Origin of the sequence: Vallicoccus soli, from assembly GCF_003594885.1 — a bacterium.
Lineage (GTDB): Bacteria > Actinomycetota > Actinomycetes > Motilibacterales > Motilibacteraceae > Vallicoccus > Vallicoccus soli.
In genome coordinates this window covers 18774-34194 of record NZ_QZEZ01000010.1, presented here as the reverse complement: position 1 = coordinate 34194, position 15421 = coordinate 18774, and the positions used below count along the sequence as shown (strand labels likewise).

15 protein-coding genes and 1 tRNA gene are annotated in these 15421 nt (G+C 77.2%); 2 read left to right on the top strand and 14 right to left on the bottom strand.

Going from position 1 to position 15421, the window contains the following annotated elements; translation table 11 throughout:
* Positions 1–47 precede the first annotated feature (47 nt).
* Both D5H78_RS17090 and D5H78_RS17085 read left to right on the top strand, forming a co-directional pair.
* On the top strand, positions 48–1358 hold the full coding sequence (locus tag D5H78_RS17090) for an MFS transporter (RefSeq protein ID WP_165865780.1): 1311 nt from the start codon (positions 48–50) through the stop codon (positions 1356–1358).
* 426 nt (positions 1359–1784) lie between these two features.
* Positions 1785–3068, top strand: a complete 1284-nt coding sequence (locus D5H78_RS17085; protein ID WP_119951720.1) for a GGDEF domain-containing protein — start codon at positions 1785–1787, stop codon at positions 3066–3068.
* 245 nt (positions 3069–3313) lie between these two features.
* Here D5H78_RS17085 and D5H78_RS17080 read toward each other — a convergent pair.
* From D5H78_RS17080 to D5H78_RS17015, 14 genes are all read right to left on the bottom strand, one after another.
* Positions 3314–3387 (bottom strand) — tRNA-Pro (locus tag D5H78_RS17080).
* A gap of 57 nt (positions 3388–3444) precedes the next feature.
* On the bottom strand, positions 3445–4815 hold the full coding sequence (gene der / locus D5H78_RS17075; RefSeq protein ID WP_119951719.1) for a ribosome biogenesis GTPase Der: 1371 nt from the start codon (positions 4813–4815) through the stop codon (positions 3445–3447).
* A complete protein-coding gene (gene cmk / locus D5H78_RS17070) occupies positions 4812–5537 on the bottom strand; it encodes a (d)CMP kinase (protein ID WP_119951718.1) in 726 nt (241 codons plus the stop codon). The genes der and cmk overlap by 4 nt, the downstream gene beginning before the upstream one ends.
* Positions 5538–5548: 11 nt before the next feature.
* Complete coding sequence (locus D5H78_RS17065; protein WP_119951717.1) at positions 5549–5908, bottom strand: hypothetical protein; 360 nt, start codon at positions 5906–5908, stop codon at positions 5549–5551.
* Between the two features lie 50 nt (positions 5909–5958).
* A complete protein-coding gene (locus D5H78_RS17060) occupies positions 5959–7020 on the bottom strand; it encodes a prephenate dehydrogenase (RefSeq protein WP_218566736.1) in 1062 nt (353 codons plus the stop codon).
* Between the two features lie 7 nt (positions 7021–7027).
* The gene (gene aroH / locus D5H78_RS17055; protein WP_119951716.1) at positions 7028–7390 is read right to left on the bottom strand and encodes a chorismate mutase; all 363 of its coding nucleotides are present in this window, start codon (positions 7388–7390) and stop codon (positions 7028–7030) included.
* A 65-nt stretch (positions 7391–7455) separates the two neighbouring features.
* Entirely contained in the window at positions 7456–8211 is a 756-nt protein-coding gene (locus D5H78_RS17050) for a pseudouridine synthase (RefSeq protein WP_119951715.1), read from the bottom strand.
* A complete protein-coding gene (scpB, locus tag D5H78_RS17045) occupies positions 8208–8969 on the bottom strand; it encodes an SMC-Scp complex subunit ScpB (protein WP_218566735.1) in 762 nt (253 codons plus the stop codon). Before scpB ends, D5H78_RS17050 begins: the two co-directional genes overlap by 4 nt.
* Positions 8962–9780: a segregation and condensation protein A gene (locus D5H78_RS17040; RefSeq protein WP_119951714.1), complete on the bottom strand. Its 819-nt coding sequence runs from the start codon at positions 9778–9780 to the stop codon at positions 8962–8964. Before D5H78_RS17040 ends, scpB begins: the two co-directional genes overlap by 8 nt.
* Positions 9781–9799: 19 nt before the next feature.
* Positions 9800–10747 (bottom strand): ParA family protein, encoded by a 948-nt coding sequence (locus tag D5H78_RS17035; protein ID WP_425472973.1) that lies wholly within the window; start codon positions 10745–10747, stop codon positions 9800–9802.
* A gap of 55 nt (positions 10748–10802) precedes the next feature.
* Positions 10803–11744 (bottom strand): site-specific tyrosine recombinase XerD, encoded by a 942-nt coding sequence (gene xerD, locus D5H78_RS17030; RefSeq protein WP_119951713.1) that lies wholly within the window; start codon positions 11742–11744, stop codon positions 10803–10805.
* A 47-nt stretch (positions 11745–11791) separates the two neighbouring features.
* A complete protein-coding gene (gene ald, locus D5H78_RS17025) occupies positions 11792–12907 on the bottom strand; it encodes an alanine dehydrogenase (RefSeq protein WP_119951779.1) in 1116 nt (371 codons plus the stop codon).
* A 95-nt stretch (positions 12908–13002) separates the two neighbouring features.
* Complete coding sequence (locus D5H78_RS17020) at positions 13003–13647, bottom strand: NUDIX domain-containing protein (protein WP_119951712.1); 645 nt, start codon at positions 13645–13647, stop codon at positions 13003–13005.
* Positions 13647–15335, bottom strand: a complete 1689-nt coding sequence (locus D5H78_RS17015) for a CTP synthase (RefSeq protein WP_119951711.1) — start codon at positions 15333–15335, stop codon at positions 13647–13649. The genes D5H78_RS17020 and D5H78_RS17015 overlap by 1 nt, the downstream gene beginning before the upstream one ends.
* Positions 15336–15421: the final 86 nt, after the last annotated feature.

Sequence of the window (15421 nt, the reverse complement as noted above, 5' to 3'; positions counted from 1 at the left end):
CGGTCCGCACCGGTCCGGGCCCTTGAGTGGTCACGGACGGAGATCGCGTGGCAGCAGAAGGTGGTGGCACCCCGGCACCGGCGCCGGGCGGCGCCGCACCCGCGCGCGCCACCTTCCGCGACGTGCTCGCCGTGCGGGAGTTCCGCGCCCTGTGGGGCGCGCACCTGCTCAGCGTCCTCGGCGACCAGCTGGCGCTGGTGGCGCTGGCCGTCCTCGTCTTCGAGCGCACCGGCTCGCCGCTGCTCACCGCGGCCGCGTACGCCGTGAGCTACCTGCCGTGGGCGGTCGCCGGCCCGCTGCTCTCGGGGCTGGCCGACCGCGTCCCGCGGCGCAGCCTCATGGTCGCCGCCGACCTCGTCCGCGCGGTGCTGCTGCTGCTCATGGCCCTGCCGGGCGTCCCGCTGCAGGTGCTCCTGCTGCTCCTGCTGCTCGCCGAGCTGTGCGCGCCGCCCTTCGCCGCCGCCCGGGCCGCCGCCCTGCCGGACGTCCTGCCCGGCGACCGGTACGTCGTGGGCAGCGCCGTCACCACCGTCACCACGCAGGTGGCGCAGGCGGCGGGCTTCGCGCTCGGCGGGCTGCTCGTCGCCGTGCTCGGCGCCCGCGGGGCGCTCGCCCTCGACGCGGTCACCTTCCTCGCCTCCGCTGCGCTGGTCCGGCTGCTGGTGGGCGAGCACCGCCCCCCGCGGGCGGCGTCCCTGCGGGCGGACGCGGCCGGCACCGCAGCTTGGCTGCGCGCCGAGGCCCGCGGGCTCGTCGCGTCGAGCCGGGAGGGGCTGGCGCTGCTCGCGCACCGCCGCGACCTGCTCACCCTCGCCGGGCTGGGCTGGCTGTGCGCGTTCTACGTCGTCCCCGAGGGCCTGGCCGCGCCGTGGGCGGACGCGCTCGGCGGCGGCGAGCGCGAGGTGGGGCTGCTGCTCGCCGCGGCACCCGCCGGCTCGGTGGTCGGCGCGCTCGTGCTGAGCCGCCTCGTCGACCCGCCGCGGCGGCTCGCGCTGATGGGCCCGCTCGCGGTCCTCGGCTGCGCCGCCCTGGCCCTGTCCCTGCTGCGTCCGGGGCTCGTCGGCTCGCTCGCCCTGCTCGCCGTGTCCGGTGCCGCGGCGGCGTACCAGCTGCCGGCCAACGCCGCCTTCGTCGCCGCGGTGCCGCCGGAGTCGCGCGGGCAGGCCTTCGGGCTCGTGCAGTCCGGCATCAACGTCGTGCAGGGCGCCGCGATCCTGCTCGCCGGCGCCGTCGCGCAGGCGGTCGACGTGCTCGTGGTGGTCGGCACCGCGGGCCTGCTCGGCTGCGTGGCGGCGCTGCTGCTCTGGCGGGCCTGGCTCGGCGCGCCGGCGCCGGCGCGGGTCCTCGCCGACGGCTGACGCGCGCCCCTCGCGGTCCCCCGGGCGCAGCACCGGGCGCGCGCGGCCCCCGGCCCCGTCGCCGGGGCCCGGGGCGCGTCGTGCGCTGCGGGCACCACCGGCCCGCGCGGGTCTCAGCTCCACTTCCAGCCGCGCACCCTGACCACCTCCTCCCCTGCCGCTCCCGCTCCTGCTGCCTGCCGTCCCGGGGCGCCCGCCCCGGCGGTCGGGGGCTCAGCCCCTCAGCTCCACTTCCAGCCGCGCACGGGGACCACCTCCTCCTCGGCTCGGGCGCCCGGTCCGGTCGCACCCCGCGTGTCGGGGGGTTCGGAGCCGTGCACGACGGGGTCTGCACGGACTACGGTCGTTCCCTGTGACGCCTTGAGTGCAGACGGTTGCGGAACGCTGCTCCGGGGTGTGACAGTTGGCCGACCAGGAGGGAGCCCCATGCCGTCTCCCGCAGCAGCTGCGGGGCCGAGCGGCCCCGTCCCCGGCCGGCCCCGGTCGCCGTTCCTCGCGCTGTCCGCGCCGCTGCGCGCGTACGTCGCGGGCGTCGTGCTGCTCGCCGCGGGCCTGCTGGCCGTCCTGGCCCCGCGCACCGCGTGGACCGGCGGGGACCTGTGGACCCTCGGGCTGCTCGCCGGGTGCGCCTGCGTCTGCGTGGAGGCGAGCCGGCGCCAGGGCGAGGCGGCGGGGGTGGTCGCGCGCGACCTGCTCGCGGCCTGGTGGCTGCCGGCGGCGCTGCTGCTGCCGCCCGCGTACGCGCTCCTCGTACCGGTGCCCGCGATGCTCGTGCAGCAGTGGCGGGTGCGGCGCGCGCCGTGGCACCGCCGCGTGTTCACCACGGCGGCCATCGGCGCCTCCGGAGCGCTCGGGGCGCTCCTCTTCGGTGCGCTGGTGGGCGTCGAGCGCGCGAGGGACGTCCAGGGCGGTGCGCTGCTGCACCTGGCCGCGGCACTGCTGACGGCGCTCGTCGTCAGCGCGCTCAACCTGCTGCTGGTGGCCGTCGCCGTCAAGGCGGACAACCCGGGGCTCACCTGGCCCGAGGTGCTCATCGACGACGAGGCGAGCCTCCTCACGGAGGCCGCCGAGGCCTGCATGGGCGTGCTCATCGCCCTCGCCGCGAAGGTGGACACCACGTTCGTCCTCCTCGGCCTCGCGCCCGTGCTGCTGCTGCAGCGCACCCTGCTGCACCAGCAGCTGCGCACCGCGGCGCGCACCGACGCCAAGACGGGGCTGCTCAACGCCGCCGCCTGGGAGCGGGAGGCGGCCACGCACCTGCTGCGCGCCCGCCGGACCGGCGGCGGCCTCGCCGTGCTCCTGCTCGACCTCGACCACTTCAAGGGGGTGAACGACCGGCACGGGCACCTCGTGGGCGACGAGGTGCTGCGCGCGGTCGCCGACACCGTGCGCGCGCAGCTGCGCGGGTACGACGTCCCCTGCCGCTTCGGCGGCGAGGAGCTCGCGGTGCTGCTGCCGGACACCGACCTCGACGAGGCCGCGCGCACCGCCGAGCGGCTGCGCCGGCGCGTCGCGGCCCTCGTGGTCCTCGACGGCGAGCAGCCGGTGCGGGTCACCGCCTCGCTGGGGGTGGCGGGGCTGCAGCGCGCCGACCAGGACGTCACGGACCTGCTGGCCGCGGCGGACGCGGCGCTCTACGCGGCGAAGGAGGCCGGGCGCGACACGGTGCGCGTGGACGGGCGGCCGGGCCTCGACGTCGCCCTCGGCTGAGGGGCGCGGGGCGGCGCCCGCCGCGCCGGGGCGCCGCAGCCGCCGGACAGGGGCGTTCGGCGGCTGCGGCGCTCTGCTGCCAGGGTGCGCCGGGACCGCCGGGGGCGCCATCGCCCGCCCGGGTCACGCTCGGGTGGTCAGGTCGGGCCAGGGGTGCCGCGCGCCGGGGACCCGCGCGGGGCGGGGTCCCCCGGACGCGCCGAGGGGCGCCGTCCTCGCGGACGACGCCCCTCGTTCCGTACCGGTCGGGACGGCGGGATTCGAACCCACGACCCCTTGACCCCCAGTCAAGTGCGCTACCAAGCTGCGCCACGTCCCGGCACCCCGGGCCTCGCGGCTCCGGAGCGGTGCCACCCTACCGCAGCCGGCGGGGCGCTCAGCGCCCCCGCTTCTCCCGCACCCGCACCGACACCTCGACCGGCGTGCCGGTGAAGCCGAACTCCTCGCGCAGCCGCCGCTCGATGAACCGCCGGTACGCCGGCTCGAGGAAGCCGGAGGCGAAGACGACGAAGCGCGGCGGGCGCACGTCGGCCTGGGTGGCGAAGAGGATCTTCGGCTGCTTGCCGCCGCGCACCGGCGGCGGTGTGGCCGCGACGAGCTCGCCGAGGAACGCGTTGAGCCGCGCCGTGGGCACGCGGGTCTCCCAGCCGGCGAGCGAGGTGTCGAGGGCCCGGACGAGCCGGTCGACGTGCCAGCCGGTGCGCGCCGAGACGTTGACCCGCGGGGCCCACGTGATGCGGACCAGCTCGCGGTCGATCTCCTTGTCCAGCTGCTCGCGGCGCTCGTCGTCGAGCAGGTCCCACTTGTTGTACGCGATGACGAGCGCGCGCCCGGCCTCGACCACCATGGACAGGATGCGGGTGTCCTGCTCGGTGAGCGGCTGGCTGGCGTCGACGAGGACGATGGCGACCTCGGCCTTCTCCAGCGCGGACTGGGTGCGCAGGCTGGCGTAGAAGTCCGCGCCCTGCGTCTGGTGCACGCGGCGGCGGATGCCGGCGGTGTCGACGAAGCGCCAGGGGCGCCCGCCGAGCTCCACGAGCTCGTCCACGGGGTCGCGGGTCGTGCCCGCGGTGGGGTCCACGACGACCCGCTCGGCGCCCGCGAGCTGGTTGAGCAGGCTCGACTTGCCGACGTTGGGCTTGCCGAGCAGCGCGACGCGGCGCGGGCCGCCCTCCTCGGGCTCGGCCTGCGGCGGGGCCTCGGGCAGGGCGGCGAGGACGGCGTCGAGCAGGTCGCCGCTGCCGCGCCCGTGCAGCGCCGAGACCGGGTGCGGCTCGCCCAGGCCGAGCGACCACAGCCCGGCCGCGTCGGCCTCGGTGCGCTGGTCGTCGACCTTGTTGGCGGCGAGCACGACGGGCTTGCCGGAGCGGCGCAGCACGCGCACGACGGCGTCGTCGGTGTCCTGAGCGCCGACGCGGGCGTCGACGACGAGCAGCACGGCGTCGGCGGCGTCGATGGCGAGCTCGGCCTGGGCGGCGACCCGCGCGGCCATGCCCTCGGCGTCGGGCTCCCAGCCGCCGGTGTCGACGACGGTGAAGCGGCGCCCGCCCCAGGAGGCGTCGTACGGGACCCGGTCGCGGGTCACGCCGGGCACGTCCTCGACGACGGCCTCGCGCCGGCCGAGGATGCGGTTGACGAGCGTGGACTTGCCGACGTTCGGGCGGCCGACGACGGCGAGCACCGGCACCGGCCCCTCCGGCGGCGCGTCGACCTCGACCAGGGCGCTCTCGTACGGCTCCCCGCTCATCGGGCGGCCCCCACGGCGGGGCGCACGCCGGTCAGCCGGGCGACGACCTCGAGGACGGTGGCGACCGTCTCCTCCACGCCCATGTCGGACGAGTCGACCTGCACGACGCCGTCGTCGGCGGCGTCGAGGAAGCGGGCGACGCGCGAGTCCCGGGCGTCGCGGGCGAGCACCTGGTCCCGGGTGGCGGCGAGGGCGGCGGCGTCGGCCGTGCCGTGCACCTCCTGGGCGCGCCGGGCCAGGCGCGCGTCCTCGCGGGCGGTCAGCAGGATGCGCACGGGCGCGTCGGGGGCGACGACGGTGGTGATGTCGCGCCCCTCGGCGACGACGCCGCCGGGGGCGACGAGCGCCTGCTGGCGCCGGACGAGCTCGGCGCGCACGGCGAGGTTGCCGGCGACCGCGCTGACGGCCTCGGAGATGCGGGTGGTGCGGATGGCGGCGGAGACGTCGGTGCCGGCGACCCGGACGGTCGGCGCCGCCGGGTCCTGGCCGAGCTCGAGCGGCAGGGCCACCGCGAGCGCGGCGACCGCGTCGGCGTCGTCGAGGTCGGTGCCGCGCTCCAGCGCCCACCAGGTCAGCGCGCGGTACATCGCGCCGGTGTCGAGGTAGCGCAGGCCGAGCGCCGCGGCGACCCGCTTGCAGACCGTGGACTTGCCGGACCCGCTCGGGCCGTCGACGGCGACGACGAGCTGGTCGGGGGCGGGCGGGGCGGGGTCGGTCTGCACGGGTGCCGAGCCTACCGGCCCGCGGCGGGCCCGACGGCCCGCAGCATCGCCGCGAGCGAGCGCAGGTCGGTGCGCACGGTGACGCCGCCGTACGACCGGTCGCCGAGGACCGCGCGCACCTGCACGCCCGCCGCAGGGGCCCCGCCCGCGAGATCGAGCACGTCGGCGTAGTCCCGCCACGGCCCGAGGAGCGCGCCGACGTCCTCCCAGGAGCGCCGGCCGTCCGCGTCGACCACTTGGACGCTGGCGAACTCCGGCTCGTGGGCGAGCACGACCACCTGCACCACGCTGGGGGGCGCCGGGGGCACCCCGTCGCGGTGCAGCGCGTAGGCGCCGCCGGGGCGCGGCGGCGGCAGGGGCGGGACGGGCACCCCCCTGACCTACCAGGACGCGCGCGGGGCGAACCCCGCCGGGCCCCTCGTCAGCGGTGCACGACCCAGCCGTGCGCGGCGAGGGCGTCGGCGAGGCGGCCCGCGGCCTCGGGCCGCACGAGCAGCTCGACGAGGCCGACCGGCTGCCCCGGGGAGTGCTCCATGGCGATGTCCTCGACGTTGACGCCGGCGAGCGCCGCCTCCAGGAACACCCGGGCGAGCTCGCCCGGGCGGTCGCGCAGCACGACGGGGACGGCGGCGTACGTCGTGGGGGTGCCGCCGTGCTTGCCGGGGATCCGCGCGCGCCCCTCCACGCCGCGGGCGAGCGCGTCGCGCACCCCGTCGTCGTCGTGCCCGAGCGCGCCGAGCAGGCGGTCCAGGTCCGCCCGCAGCGCCTCGAGCACGGCGCGCACCGGCCGGGCGTTGGCGGCGAGGATCGCGGTCCACAGCGCCGGGTCCGAGCCCGCGACCCGCGTCGTGTCGCGCAGGCCCTGCCCGGCGAGCGCCACCGCCGCCGCGGGGGCGTCGACGAGGCGCCCGGCGAGCAGCGACGACACCACCTGCGGCACGTGGGAGACGAGCGCGACGGCCTCGTCGTGCTCCTCCGCCCCGGCCTCCACGGGGACCGCGCCGCACGCGGTGACGAGGGCGCGCACCCGCCGCACGTGCTCGTCCCCGGCGTCGCCGCGGGTGAGGACCCACGGGCGGCCCACGAACAGGTCGCCGCGGGCCGCGCCGGGGCCCGAGCGCTCGCGCCCCGCCATCGGGTGGCCCCCCACGTACGTCGCCAGGTCGCACCCGAGGCGCAGGGCCTCGCCGGCGACGGCGGCCTTGACGCTCGCGACGTCCGTGTAGGTGCGCCCCAGCCCCGCGCGCTGGGCGTCGCGCAGCACGCCGGCCACCCGCTCCGGGGGCACGGCGAGGACGACGAGGTCCGCCGGCGGCTCGTCGGGGGCGGGGGGCCGCCCGGCGCCGAGGTCCGCGGCGCGGCGGGCGTGCTCGGGCGACGCGTCGCGCAGGACGACGTCGATGCCGGCGCCGCGCGCGGCCAGGCCCACCGAGGCCCCCACGAGCCCGGTGCCCACGACGGCGAGCGAGGACAGCGCGCTCACCGGGGGCTCACTGGGCCAGGTCGCGGCGCAGCGCCGTCGCCCCGCGCAGGTAGACGTGCCGCACGGCCGAGCGCGGCGCGTCCATCTCCGCGTGCACCATGACCCGCACGACGCGCGGCAGCGCGCCCGCGACGTCGAGCTCCTGGGCGCACATGAGCGGCACGTCGCCGATGCCGAGGTTCCGGGCGGCGAGCGCCGGGAACTCCGCGTGCAGGTCGGGCGTGGCCGTGAAGACCATGGAGATGAGCTGGTCGAGGCCGAGGTCGTTGGCCCGGAGGATCTCGCTGACGAGCTCCTCGGTGCTGGTGAGCAGGTGCTCGCGCTCGTCCGCCTCGAGCTGCGTGGCCCCGCGGATGGCCCGGACCGGCACGCGGCCCCCTCTCCTCGACGTCCCGCGCACCCTACCGACGGGCGGGGCGCCCGTCGCAGGAGCGGTCAGAGCCCGACGTCGGCGTACAGCCGCCCGACCTCGACGCGGCCCAGCTCGCGGTAGCGCCCCGGGCGCAGGTCGCCGAGCACGACGGGGCCGATCCGGGTGCGCACGAGGCGCAGCACCGGCAGCCCGACCTCGGCGAGCAGGCGGCGCACGACGTGCTTGCGCCCCTCGTGCAGCACCACCTCGACCATGACCCGGTCCGCGGCCTGCCCGACGACGCGGAAGCCGTCGGCCTTGACCGGCCCGTCCTCGAGCTCCACGCCCTCGGTCAGCCGCTTGGACAGGTCGCGCGCGGGGCGCCCCTGCACCTCGGCGAGGTAGGTCTTGCGCACCCCGTACGACGGGTGCGCCAGCCGGTGGGCGAGCTCGCCGTCGTTGGTGAGCAGGATGAGCCCCTCGGTGTCGGCGTCGAGCCGCCCGACGTGGAAGAGCCGCTCCTCGCGGTCCGGCAGCAGGTCCGCGAGCGTGCGCCGGCCCTCCGGGTCGCTCATCGCGGACAGCACGCCGGGCGGCTTGTTGAGGGCGAGGTACGTCCGCCCGCTCGCCACGCTCACCCGCAGCCCGTCGACGTGGATGACGGCGGTCTCGGGGTCGACCCGCAGCCCCTGCTCGGTGACCTTCCGCCCGTCGACGGTGACCCGGCCGGCGGCGATGAGGTCCTCGCTGGCCCGGCGGCTGGCGACGCCGGCCGCGGCGAGCACCTTCTGCAGCCGGACGCCCCCGGGGTCGTGCGGGTCGGGGGTGCGCTGGCTCACGGCTGCTCCTGCGGGGCTGGGTCGGGTCGGTCGGGCGGGTCGGGCCGGGCGGGGTCGTCCGGCGCCGGGGCGGGCCCGGGCGCCGCCTCGACGGTACGCGGTGCGCGGGGCACCGCCTCCTCCATGATCTCCTCCAGCGCGTGGTCCGGCGGGAGGAAGGGCGCCAGCGGGGGCAGGTCGTCGAGCGCGGCGAGGCCGAGGCGCTCGAGGAAGTACGGCGTCGTGCGGTAGAGCTGCGCCCCCGTCGCCGCGTCGGGCCCGGCCTCGGCGACGAGCCCGCGGGTGACGAGGGTGCGCATCACGCCGTCGACGTTGACCCCGCGCACCGCCGACACGCGGGCGCGCGACACCGGCTGGCGGTACGCGACGACGGCGAGGGTCTCGAGGGCGGCCTGGGTCAGGCGGGCCTGCTGCCCGTCGAGGACGAACCGCTCGACGACCTCCGCGTGCTCGGGGCGGGTGTAGAACCGCCAGCCGCCCGCCACCCGCCGCAGCTCGAAGCCGCGGCCCTGCGCGTCGTACTCCCCGGCGAGGGCGCGCAGCGCGGCGCGCACGTCGTCGAGCGGGTGGCGCACCACCTCGGCGAGGACGGCCTCCTCGACGGGCTCGTCGACGACCATGAGCACCGCCTCGAGCGACGGGCGCAGCGGCGGCGGGGGCGGCTCGGGCGGCGGGGCCGGCTCCTCCGCCGGCCCGGGCGCGCCCCGCACCGCCGCGTCGTCGGGGGCCTGCACCGCGCCCCGCTCGGGCTCAGCCACCCGCGCCCTCCCCCTGCTCCTCGTCGAACTCGTCGTGGACCGCCACGTCCGCCTCGCCGCCGGTCCAGCGCACCTCGAGCCGGCCGAGCGGGTCGTCCTGCACGAAGGCGACCGCGCCCTCGCGGAACAGCTCGAGCAGCGCGAGGAAGCGCGCCACGACCACGACCGTGCCCTCGCAGTCCTGCGTGAGCTCGCGGAAGGACGCGCTGCCGGCGGCGCGCAGGCGCCCGACGAGGATGCCCGCCTGCTCCTGGACGCTGACGCGCGGGGCGTGCACGTGCGCGACGCCGACCTCCGGCGCCGGGCGGGGCGCGAGCGCCCGCGCGGCCAGCGCCGCGAGCTCCTGCGGCCCCAGGCCCATGACGACCTCGGGCAGGAGCCCGGCGAAGCGCGGCTCGAGGCCGACCGAGCGCGGGTAGCGGCGCGCCTCCGCGGCGAGGCGCTCGGCGAGCAGCGCGGCGACCTCCTTGAAGGCGCGGTACTGCAGGAGCCGGGCGAAGAGCAGGTCCCGCGCCTCGAGCAGCGCGAGGTCCTCCTCGTCCTCCACCTCCGCGCTGGGGAGCAGCCGCGCCGCCTTGAGGTCGAGCAGGGTGGCCGCGACGACGAGGAACTCCGAGGCGAGCCCGAGGTCCCAGCCCCCGTCCGCGTCGCGCAGCGCGCGCAGGTGGGCGATGAAGTCGTCGGTGACCTTGGACAGCGCCACCTCGGTGACGTCGAGCTGGTGCTTGGCGATGAGCCCGAGCAGCAGGTCGAAGGGGCCCTCGAAGACGTCGAGGCGCACGTGGAACGCCCGGGGGGCCGCCTCGCTCACCGCGCCCCCGCGCGGGGGGTCACCGGGACAGGACCTCGAGCGCCAGCTGGCGGTACGCCGCCGCGCCGGCCGAGCTGGAGGCGTACGTGGTGATGGGCTCGCCGGCCACGGTCGTCTCCGGGAAGCGCACGGTGCGGCTGATGACCGTGTGGAACACCTGGTCGCCGAACGCCTCGACGACGCGGGCGAGGACCTCGCGCGAGTGCAGGGTGCGCCCGTCGTACATCGTGGCGAGGATGCCGTCGACCTCGAGGTCCGGGTTGAGGCGGTCCTGCACCTTGCGGATCGTGTCGACGAGCAGGGCCACGCCGCGCAGGGCGAAGAACTCGCACTCCAGCGGCACGATGACCCCGTGCGCGGCGGTGAGCGCGTTGACGGTGAGCAGGCCCAGCGAGGGCTGGCAGTCGATGAGCACGACGTCGTAGTCGGGCGTGACCGGCGCCAGGCTGCGCGCGAGGACCTGCTCGCGGGCGACCTCGCCGACGAGCTGCACCTCGGCGGCGGACAGGTCGATGTTCGCCGGCACGAGGTCGAGGCCGTCCACGTCGGTCTTGAGCACCACGTCCTCGACGGCGCAGTCGCTCTGCATGATCGCGTTGTAGACGGTGAGGTCGAGCTCGAGCGGGTTGATGCCGAGCCCCACCGACAGCGCGCCCTGCGGGTCGAAGTCGACGAGCAGCACGCGGCGCCCGAGCTCGGCGAGGGCCGCGCCGAGGTTGATCGTGGTCGTCGTCTTGCCGACCCCGCCCTTCTGGTTGACCATCGCGACGATCCGCGCCGGGCCGTGCCGCTCGAGCGGCGGCGGCGGGCCGAAGGTCGGCAGCGGCCGCCCGGTGGGGCCCAGCACCGGGCCCTCGGGCTCGGCCGGGGCGGGCGCGGGCACGGGGGCCGGCGGGGTCGGCGCCGGCTCCGGGAAGAGCAGGTCGCCCTCGGGCTGGGAGGGTGTGCTCACGACCGGCGACCCTATGCGCTCGCTCGGAGCCCCGGCAAACGAGCCGCCGGGGCGGTGCGCGGCGGCCCGCTCAGGCCCGCAGCGCCCGCGGGTGCGCGGCGGCGTACACCTCGCGCAGCCGGTCGACGGTGACGAGCGTGTACACCTGCGTCGTCGTCACCGAGGCGTGCCCGAGCAGCTCCTGCACGACGCGCACGTCCGCGCCGCCGTCGAGCAGGTGGGTGGCGAAGGAGTGGCGCAGGGTGTGCGGGGAGACCTCCACGGCGACCCCGGCGCGCTCGGTGGCGCGGCGCAGCACCGCCCAGGCGCTCTGGCGCGAGAGCCGCCCGCCGCGGGCGTTGAGGAAGAGCGCGGGCCCCCCGGTGCCGCCGGCGGCCAGGGCGGGGCGCCCCCGCACGAGGTACGCGTCGAGGGCCTCCTGGGCGTACGAGCCCAGCGGCACCACCCGCTCCTTGCCGCCCTTGCCCGACAGGCGCAGGGCGTCCGGCGCGGCGTGCGCGTCGTCCACGTCGAGCCCGACCGCCTCGGAGATGCGCGCCCCGGAGCCGTAGAGCAGCTCGAGCAGCGCGCGGTCGCGCAGCGCGAGCGGCGTGCCGTCCGCGCCCGCCGCCGCGATGAGCGCGCCGACCTGCTCGACCGGGATCGCCTTGGGCAGCCGGCGCGGCAGCGGCGGCGGCCGCACGTCGCGCGAGGGGTCGACCTGCGTCTGCCCCTCGCGCAGCGCGAAGCGGTGCAGCCCGCGCACGGCGACGACGGCCCGCGCGGCCGACCCCGCGGCCAGCGGCGGGTGCTCGTCGTCGCCGGCGCGCAGCGCGGCGAGGAACGCCGCCACGTCGGCCTCCCCCACCTCGTCGAGGGCGCCGCGGCCCGTACGGGCGAGGTGCTCCAGGTAGCGCCGCAGGTCGCGGCGGTAGGAGGCGAGGGTGTTCGGCGCGAGCCCTCGCTCGACCGCGAGGTGGTCGAGGTAGGCGTCGACGGCCCGCTGCAGCGGCGGGGGCACGTCGGCGCTCATCGCCCGCAGGCTAGCGCCGCCGCCGCCGCCCCCCGCCCCCGCCCGCGTCAGCCGAGGACGTCGGCCAGGGCCACCCCGTCGAGGCCGTGCGCCTCGGCGACCGGGCCGTAGGCGACCTGGCCGTCCACGGTGTTGACGCCCTTGGCCAGCGCCGGGTCGCGGCGGACCGCGTCGCGCCAGCCCCGGTCGGCGAGCTCGACGGCGTAGGGCAGGGTGACGTTGGTCAGCGCGTACGTCGAGGTGTGCGGCACCGCGCCGGGCATGTTGGCGACGCAGTAGAAGAGCGAGCCGTGCACCGGGTACGTCGGGTCGTCGTGCGTCGTGGGGCGCGAGTCCTCGAAGCAGCCGCCCTGGTCGATGGAGATGTCGACGAGCACGGAGCCGGGCTTCATCCGCGACACGAGCTCGTTCGACACCAGCGTCGGCGCCTTCGCCCCCGGCACGAGCACCGCGCCGATGACGAGGTCGGCGTCGAGGACGGCCCGCTCGATCTCGTACTGGTTCGACGCGATCGTCTGCAGGTGCCCCTGGTAGATCGCGTCCGCCTGGCGCAGCCGGGCGATGTCCTTGTCGAGCAGGAGCACCTCGGCCTGCATGCCGAGGGCGATCGCGGCCGCGCTCATGCCCGACACGCCCGCGCCGATGACGACCGTCTTGGCGGCGTAGACGCCGGGGACGCCGCCGAGGAGGATGCCGCGCCCGCCGCTGGCGCGCAGCAGGGTGTGCGCGCCGACCTGCGGGGCGAGGCGCCCGGCGACCTCGGACATCGGGGCCAGCAGCGGCAGGGTGCGGTCGGGCAGCTCCACGGTCTCGTACGCGATCCCGGTCACCCCGGCCTTGAGCAGCGCCTCGGTGCAGTCGCGCGAGGCCGCCAGGTGCAGGTACGTGAAGAGGGTCTGGCCCGAGCGCATGCGCCCGTACTCCTCCGCCACCGGCTCCTTGACCTTGAGCACGAGGTCGCCCTCGGCCCACACGTCGTCGGGGCTGTCGAGCACGGTGGCGCCCGCGGCGGCGTAGTCCGCGTCGGGGATCGACGAGCCGACCCCCGCCTCGCGCTCGACGAACACCTCGTGGCCGTGGCGCACGAGCTCGTTGACGCCGGCGGGCGTGATGGCCACGCGGTACTCGCGGTTCTTGACCTCGCGGGGGATGCCGATCCTCATGCGCTCGACGGTAGGCGCGGAGGTGACGCGGCGCACGTGGCAGGCTGTCAGACGATGGGGGGCGGGGCTTTGCACCTTGCGACCCCGTCGGCGGCTCAGCCCTCCGGGAACCGCTCGGGCCAGGGCGCGTCGGCCGGGCGCAGACCGCTCCACCCGCGGCTGCGGGCGGCGGCCGCGGCCAGGACGCCGCTCACGGTCGTCGGGTTGTGCAGGGCCCCCGCGAGCACCAGGTCGACCGCCTCGTCGAGCGGCACCCAGGCGGCCGGCATGTCGCGCTCCTCGCCCTCGCCCTCGTGCCGCTCGTCCTCGGCGACGGCCTCGAGCCCCCGCGCGAGGTAGCAGCGGAACGCCTCGGTCGTGCCGCCCGGGGAGTTGTAGTAGTCGACGAGGACGTGCCAGCGCTGCGCGCGGTACCCGGCCTCCTCGACGAGCTCGCGCTGCGCGGCCGCGAGCGGCCGCTCCCCCTCGACGTCGAGCAGCCCGGCCGGCGCCTCCCAGAGCATCCGCCCCGTCGGGTGGCGGTACTGGCGCACGAGCAGCACCCGCTCGTCGTCGTCGAGCGCGAGGACGCCGACGGCGCCGGGGTGCTGGAGCACGTCGCGGACCACGGTCTGCCCGTCGCCGAGGTCGACCTCGTCGCGGCGCACGTCCCAGACCTTGCCGTGGAACACGACCTCGCTGGAGCGGACCCGCCGGTCCGCGACCTCGTCGGCGACGGGGCCGTCCCAGGGGGCCGCCATCAGACGCCCATGCCGGCCGACGCGGTCGTCACGTCGACCGGGGCGCCGCCGGTGCCCGCCGCGCGCTCGACGGCCGCCGCGACCAGCCCGCTGAACAGCGGGTGCGGGCGGGTCGGGCGCGAGCGCAGCTCCGGGTGCGCCTGGGTGGCCAGGAAGAACGGGTGCACGTCGCGCGGCAGCTCGGCGAACTCCACGAGCCGCCCGTCCGCCGTGGTGCCGGAGAAGACGAGCCCGGCCTCCTCCAGCTGCGCGCGGTACGCGTTGTTGACCTCGTAGCGGTGCCGGTGGCGCTCCTCGACCTGCGCCGCGCCGTACGTCGCGCGGGCCAGCGAGCCCTCGGCGAGCGTGGCGGTCCAGAGCCCGAGGCGCATCGTGCCGCCCATGTCGCGCTCCCCCGCGACGACGTCGCGCTGCTCGGCCATCGTCGCGATGACCGGGTGCGGCGTCTGCGGGTCGAACTCCGCCGAGCTCGCCCCCTCCAGGCCGGCCACGTCGCGGGCGTACTCGATGACCATGCACTGCAGGCCGAGGCACAGCCCGAGTAGCGGGATGCCCTGCTCGCGGGCGTGCCGGACGGCCCCGAGCTTGCCCTCGATGCCGCGCACGCCGAACCCGCCGGGCACGCAGACCCCGTCGACGCCGTCCAGCTCGCGGGCCGCGCCCTCGGGGGTGCGGCACGCGTCCGAGGGCACCCAGCGCAGGTCGATCCGGCAGTCGTTGGCGAAGCCGCCGGCGCGCAGCGCCTCGGTGACCGACAGGTAGGCGTCGGGCAGGTCGACGTACTTGCCGACGAGCGCGATGGTGACGCGCCGGGCCGGGCGGTGGACCCGGCGCAGCAGCTCGTCCCAGTCGGTCCAGTCCACGTCGCGGAACGGCAGCCCGAGGCGGCGCACGACGTACGCGTCGAGGCCCTCGGAGTGCAGCACCTTGGGGATGTCGTAGATCGACGGCGCGTCCACCGCGGCGACGACGCCGTCCACGTCGACGTCGCACATGCTCGAGATCTTGCGCTTGACGCCCTCGGGCACCTCGCGGTCCGCGCGCAGCACGATGGCGTCGGGCTGGATGCCGATCGAGCGCAGCGCGGCGACGGAGTGCTGCGTCGGCTTGGTCTTCAGCTCCCCCGACGGGCCGATGTAGGGCACGAGCGAGATGTGCAGGAAGAACACGTTGTCGCGCCCGACGTCCTGGCGCACCTGGCGGGCGGCCTCCAGGAACGGCTGGGACTCGATGTCGCCGACGGTCCCGCCGATCTCGGTGATGATGACGTCGAGGTCGGGCCCGGCGGCCTCGCGCATGCGGCGCTTGATCTCGTCGGTGATGTGCGGGATCACCTGGACCGTGTCACCGAGGTACTCCCCGCGGCGCTCCTTGGCGATGACCGCGGAGTAGACCTGCCCGGTGGTGACGTTGGCGGAGCCCGGCAGGTCCTCGTCGAGGAAGCGCTCGTAGTGCCCGATGTCCAGGTCGGTCTCCGCCCCGTCGTCGGTGACGAACACCTCGCCGTGCTGGAACGGGTTCATCGTCCCCGGGTCGACGTTGAGGTACGGGTCGAGCTTCTGCATCGTGACCCGCAGGCCGCGGGCCCGCAGGAGCCGGCCCAGGCTCGAGGCCGACAGGCCCTTGCCGAGGGAGGAGGCGACGCCGCCCGTGACGAAGATGTGCTTGGTGGTCTCGAGCGCTGCCAAGGGTGCTCCCGTGGTCGTCGGGCCGGGGTGCGGCCGCTGTGCCGGGGGTCCGCCACCCCCGGTCCACGGGCTTCGAGGCTAACAGC

Bases quoted from the DNA above. Each gene is read 5' to 3' on its own strand.
- D5H78_RS17085 (WP_119951720.1), top strand. From the start codon at position 1,785: ATGCCGTCTCCCGCAGCAGCTGCGGGGCCGAGCGGCCCCGTCCCCGGC.
- der (WP_119951719.1), bottom strand. From the start codon at position 4,815: ATGAGCGGGGAGCCGTACGAGAGCGCCCTGGTCGAGGTCGACGCGCCG.
- xerD (WP_119951713.1), bottom strand. From the start codon at position 11,744: ATGAGCGCCGACGTGCCCCCGCCGCTGCAGCGGGCCGTCGACGCCTAC.
- ald (WP_119951779.1), bottom strand. From the start codon at position 12,907: ATGAGGATCGGCATCCCCCGCGAGGTCAAGAACCGCGAGTACCGCGTG.
- D5H78_RS17020 (WP_119951712.1), bottom strand. From the start codon at position 13,647: ATGGCGGCCCCCTGGGACGGCCCCGTCGCCGACGAGGTCGCGGACCGG.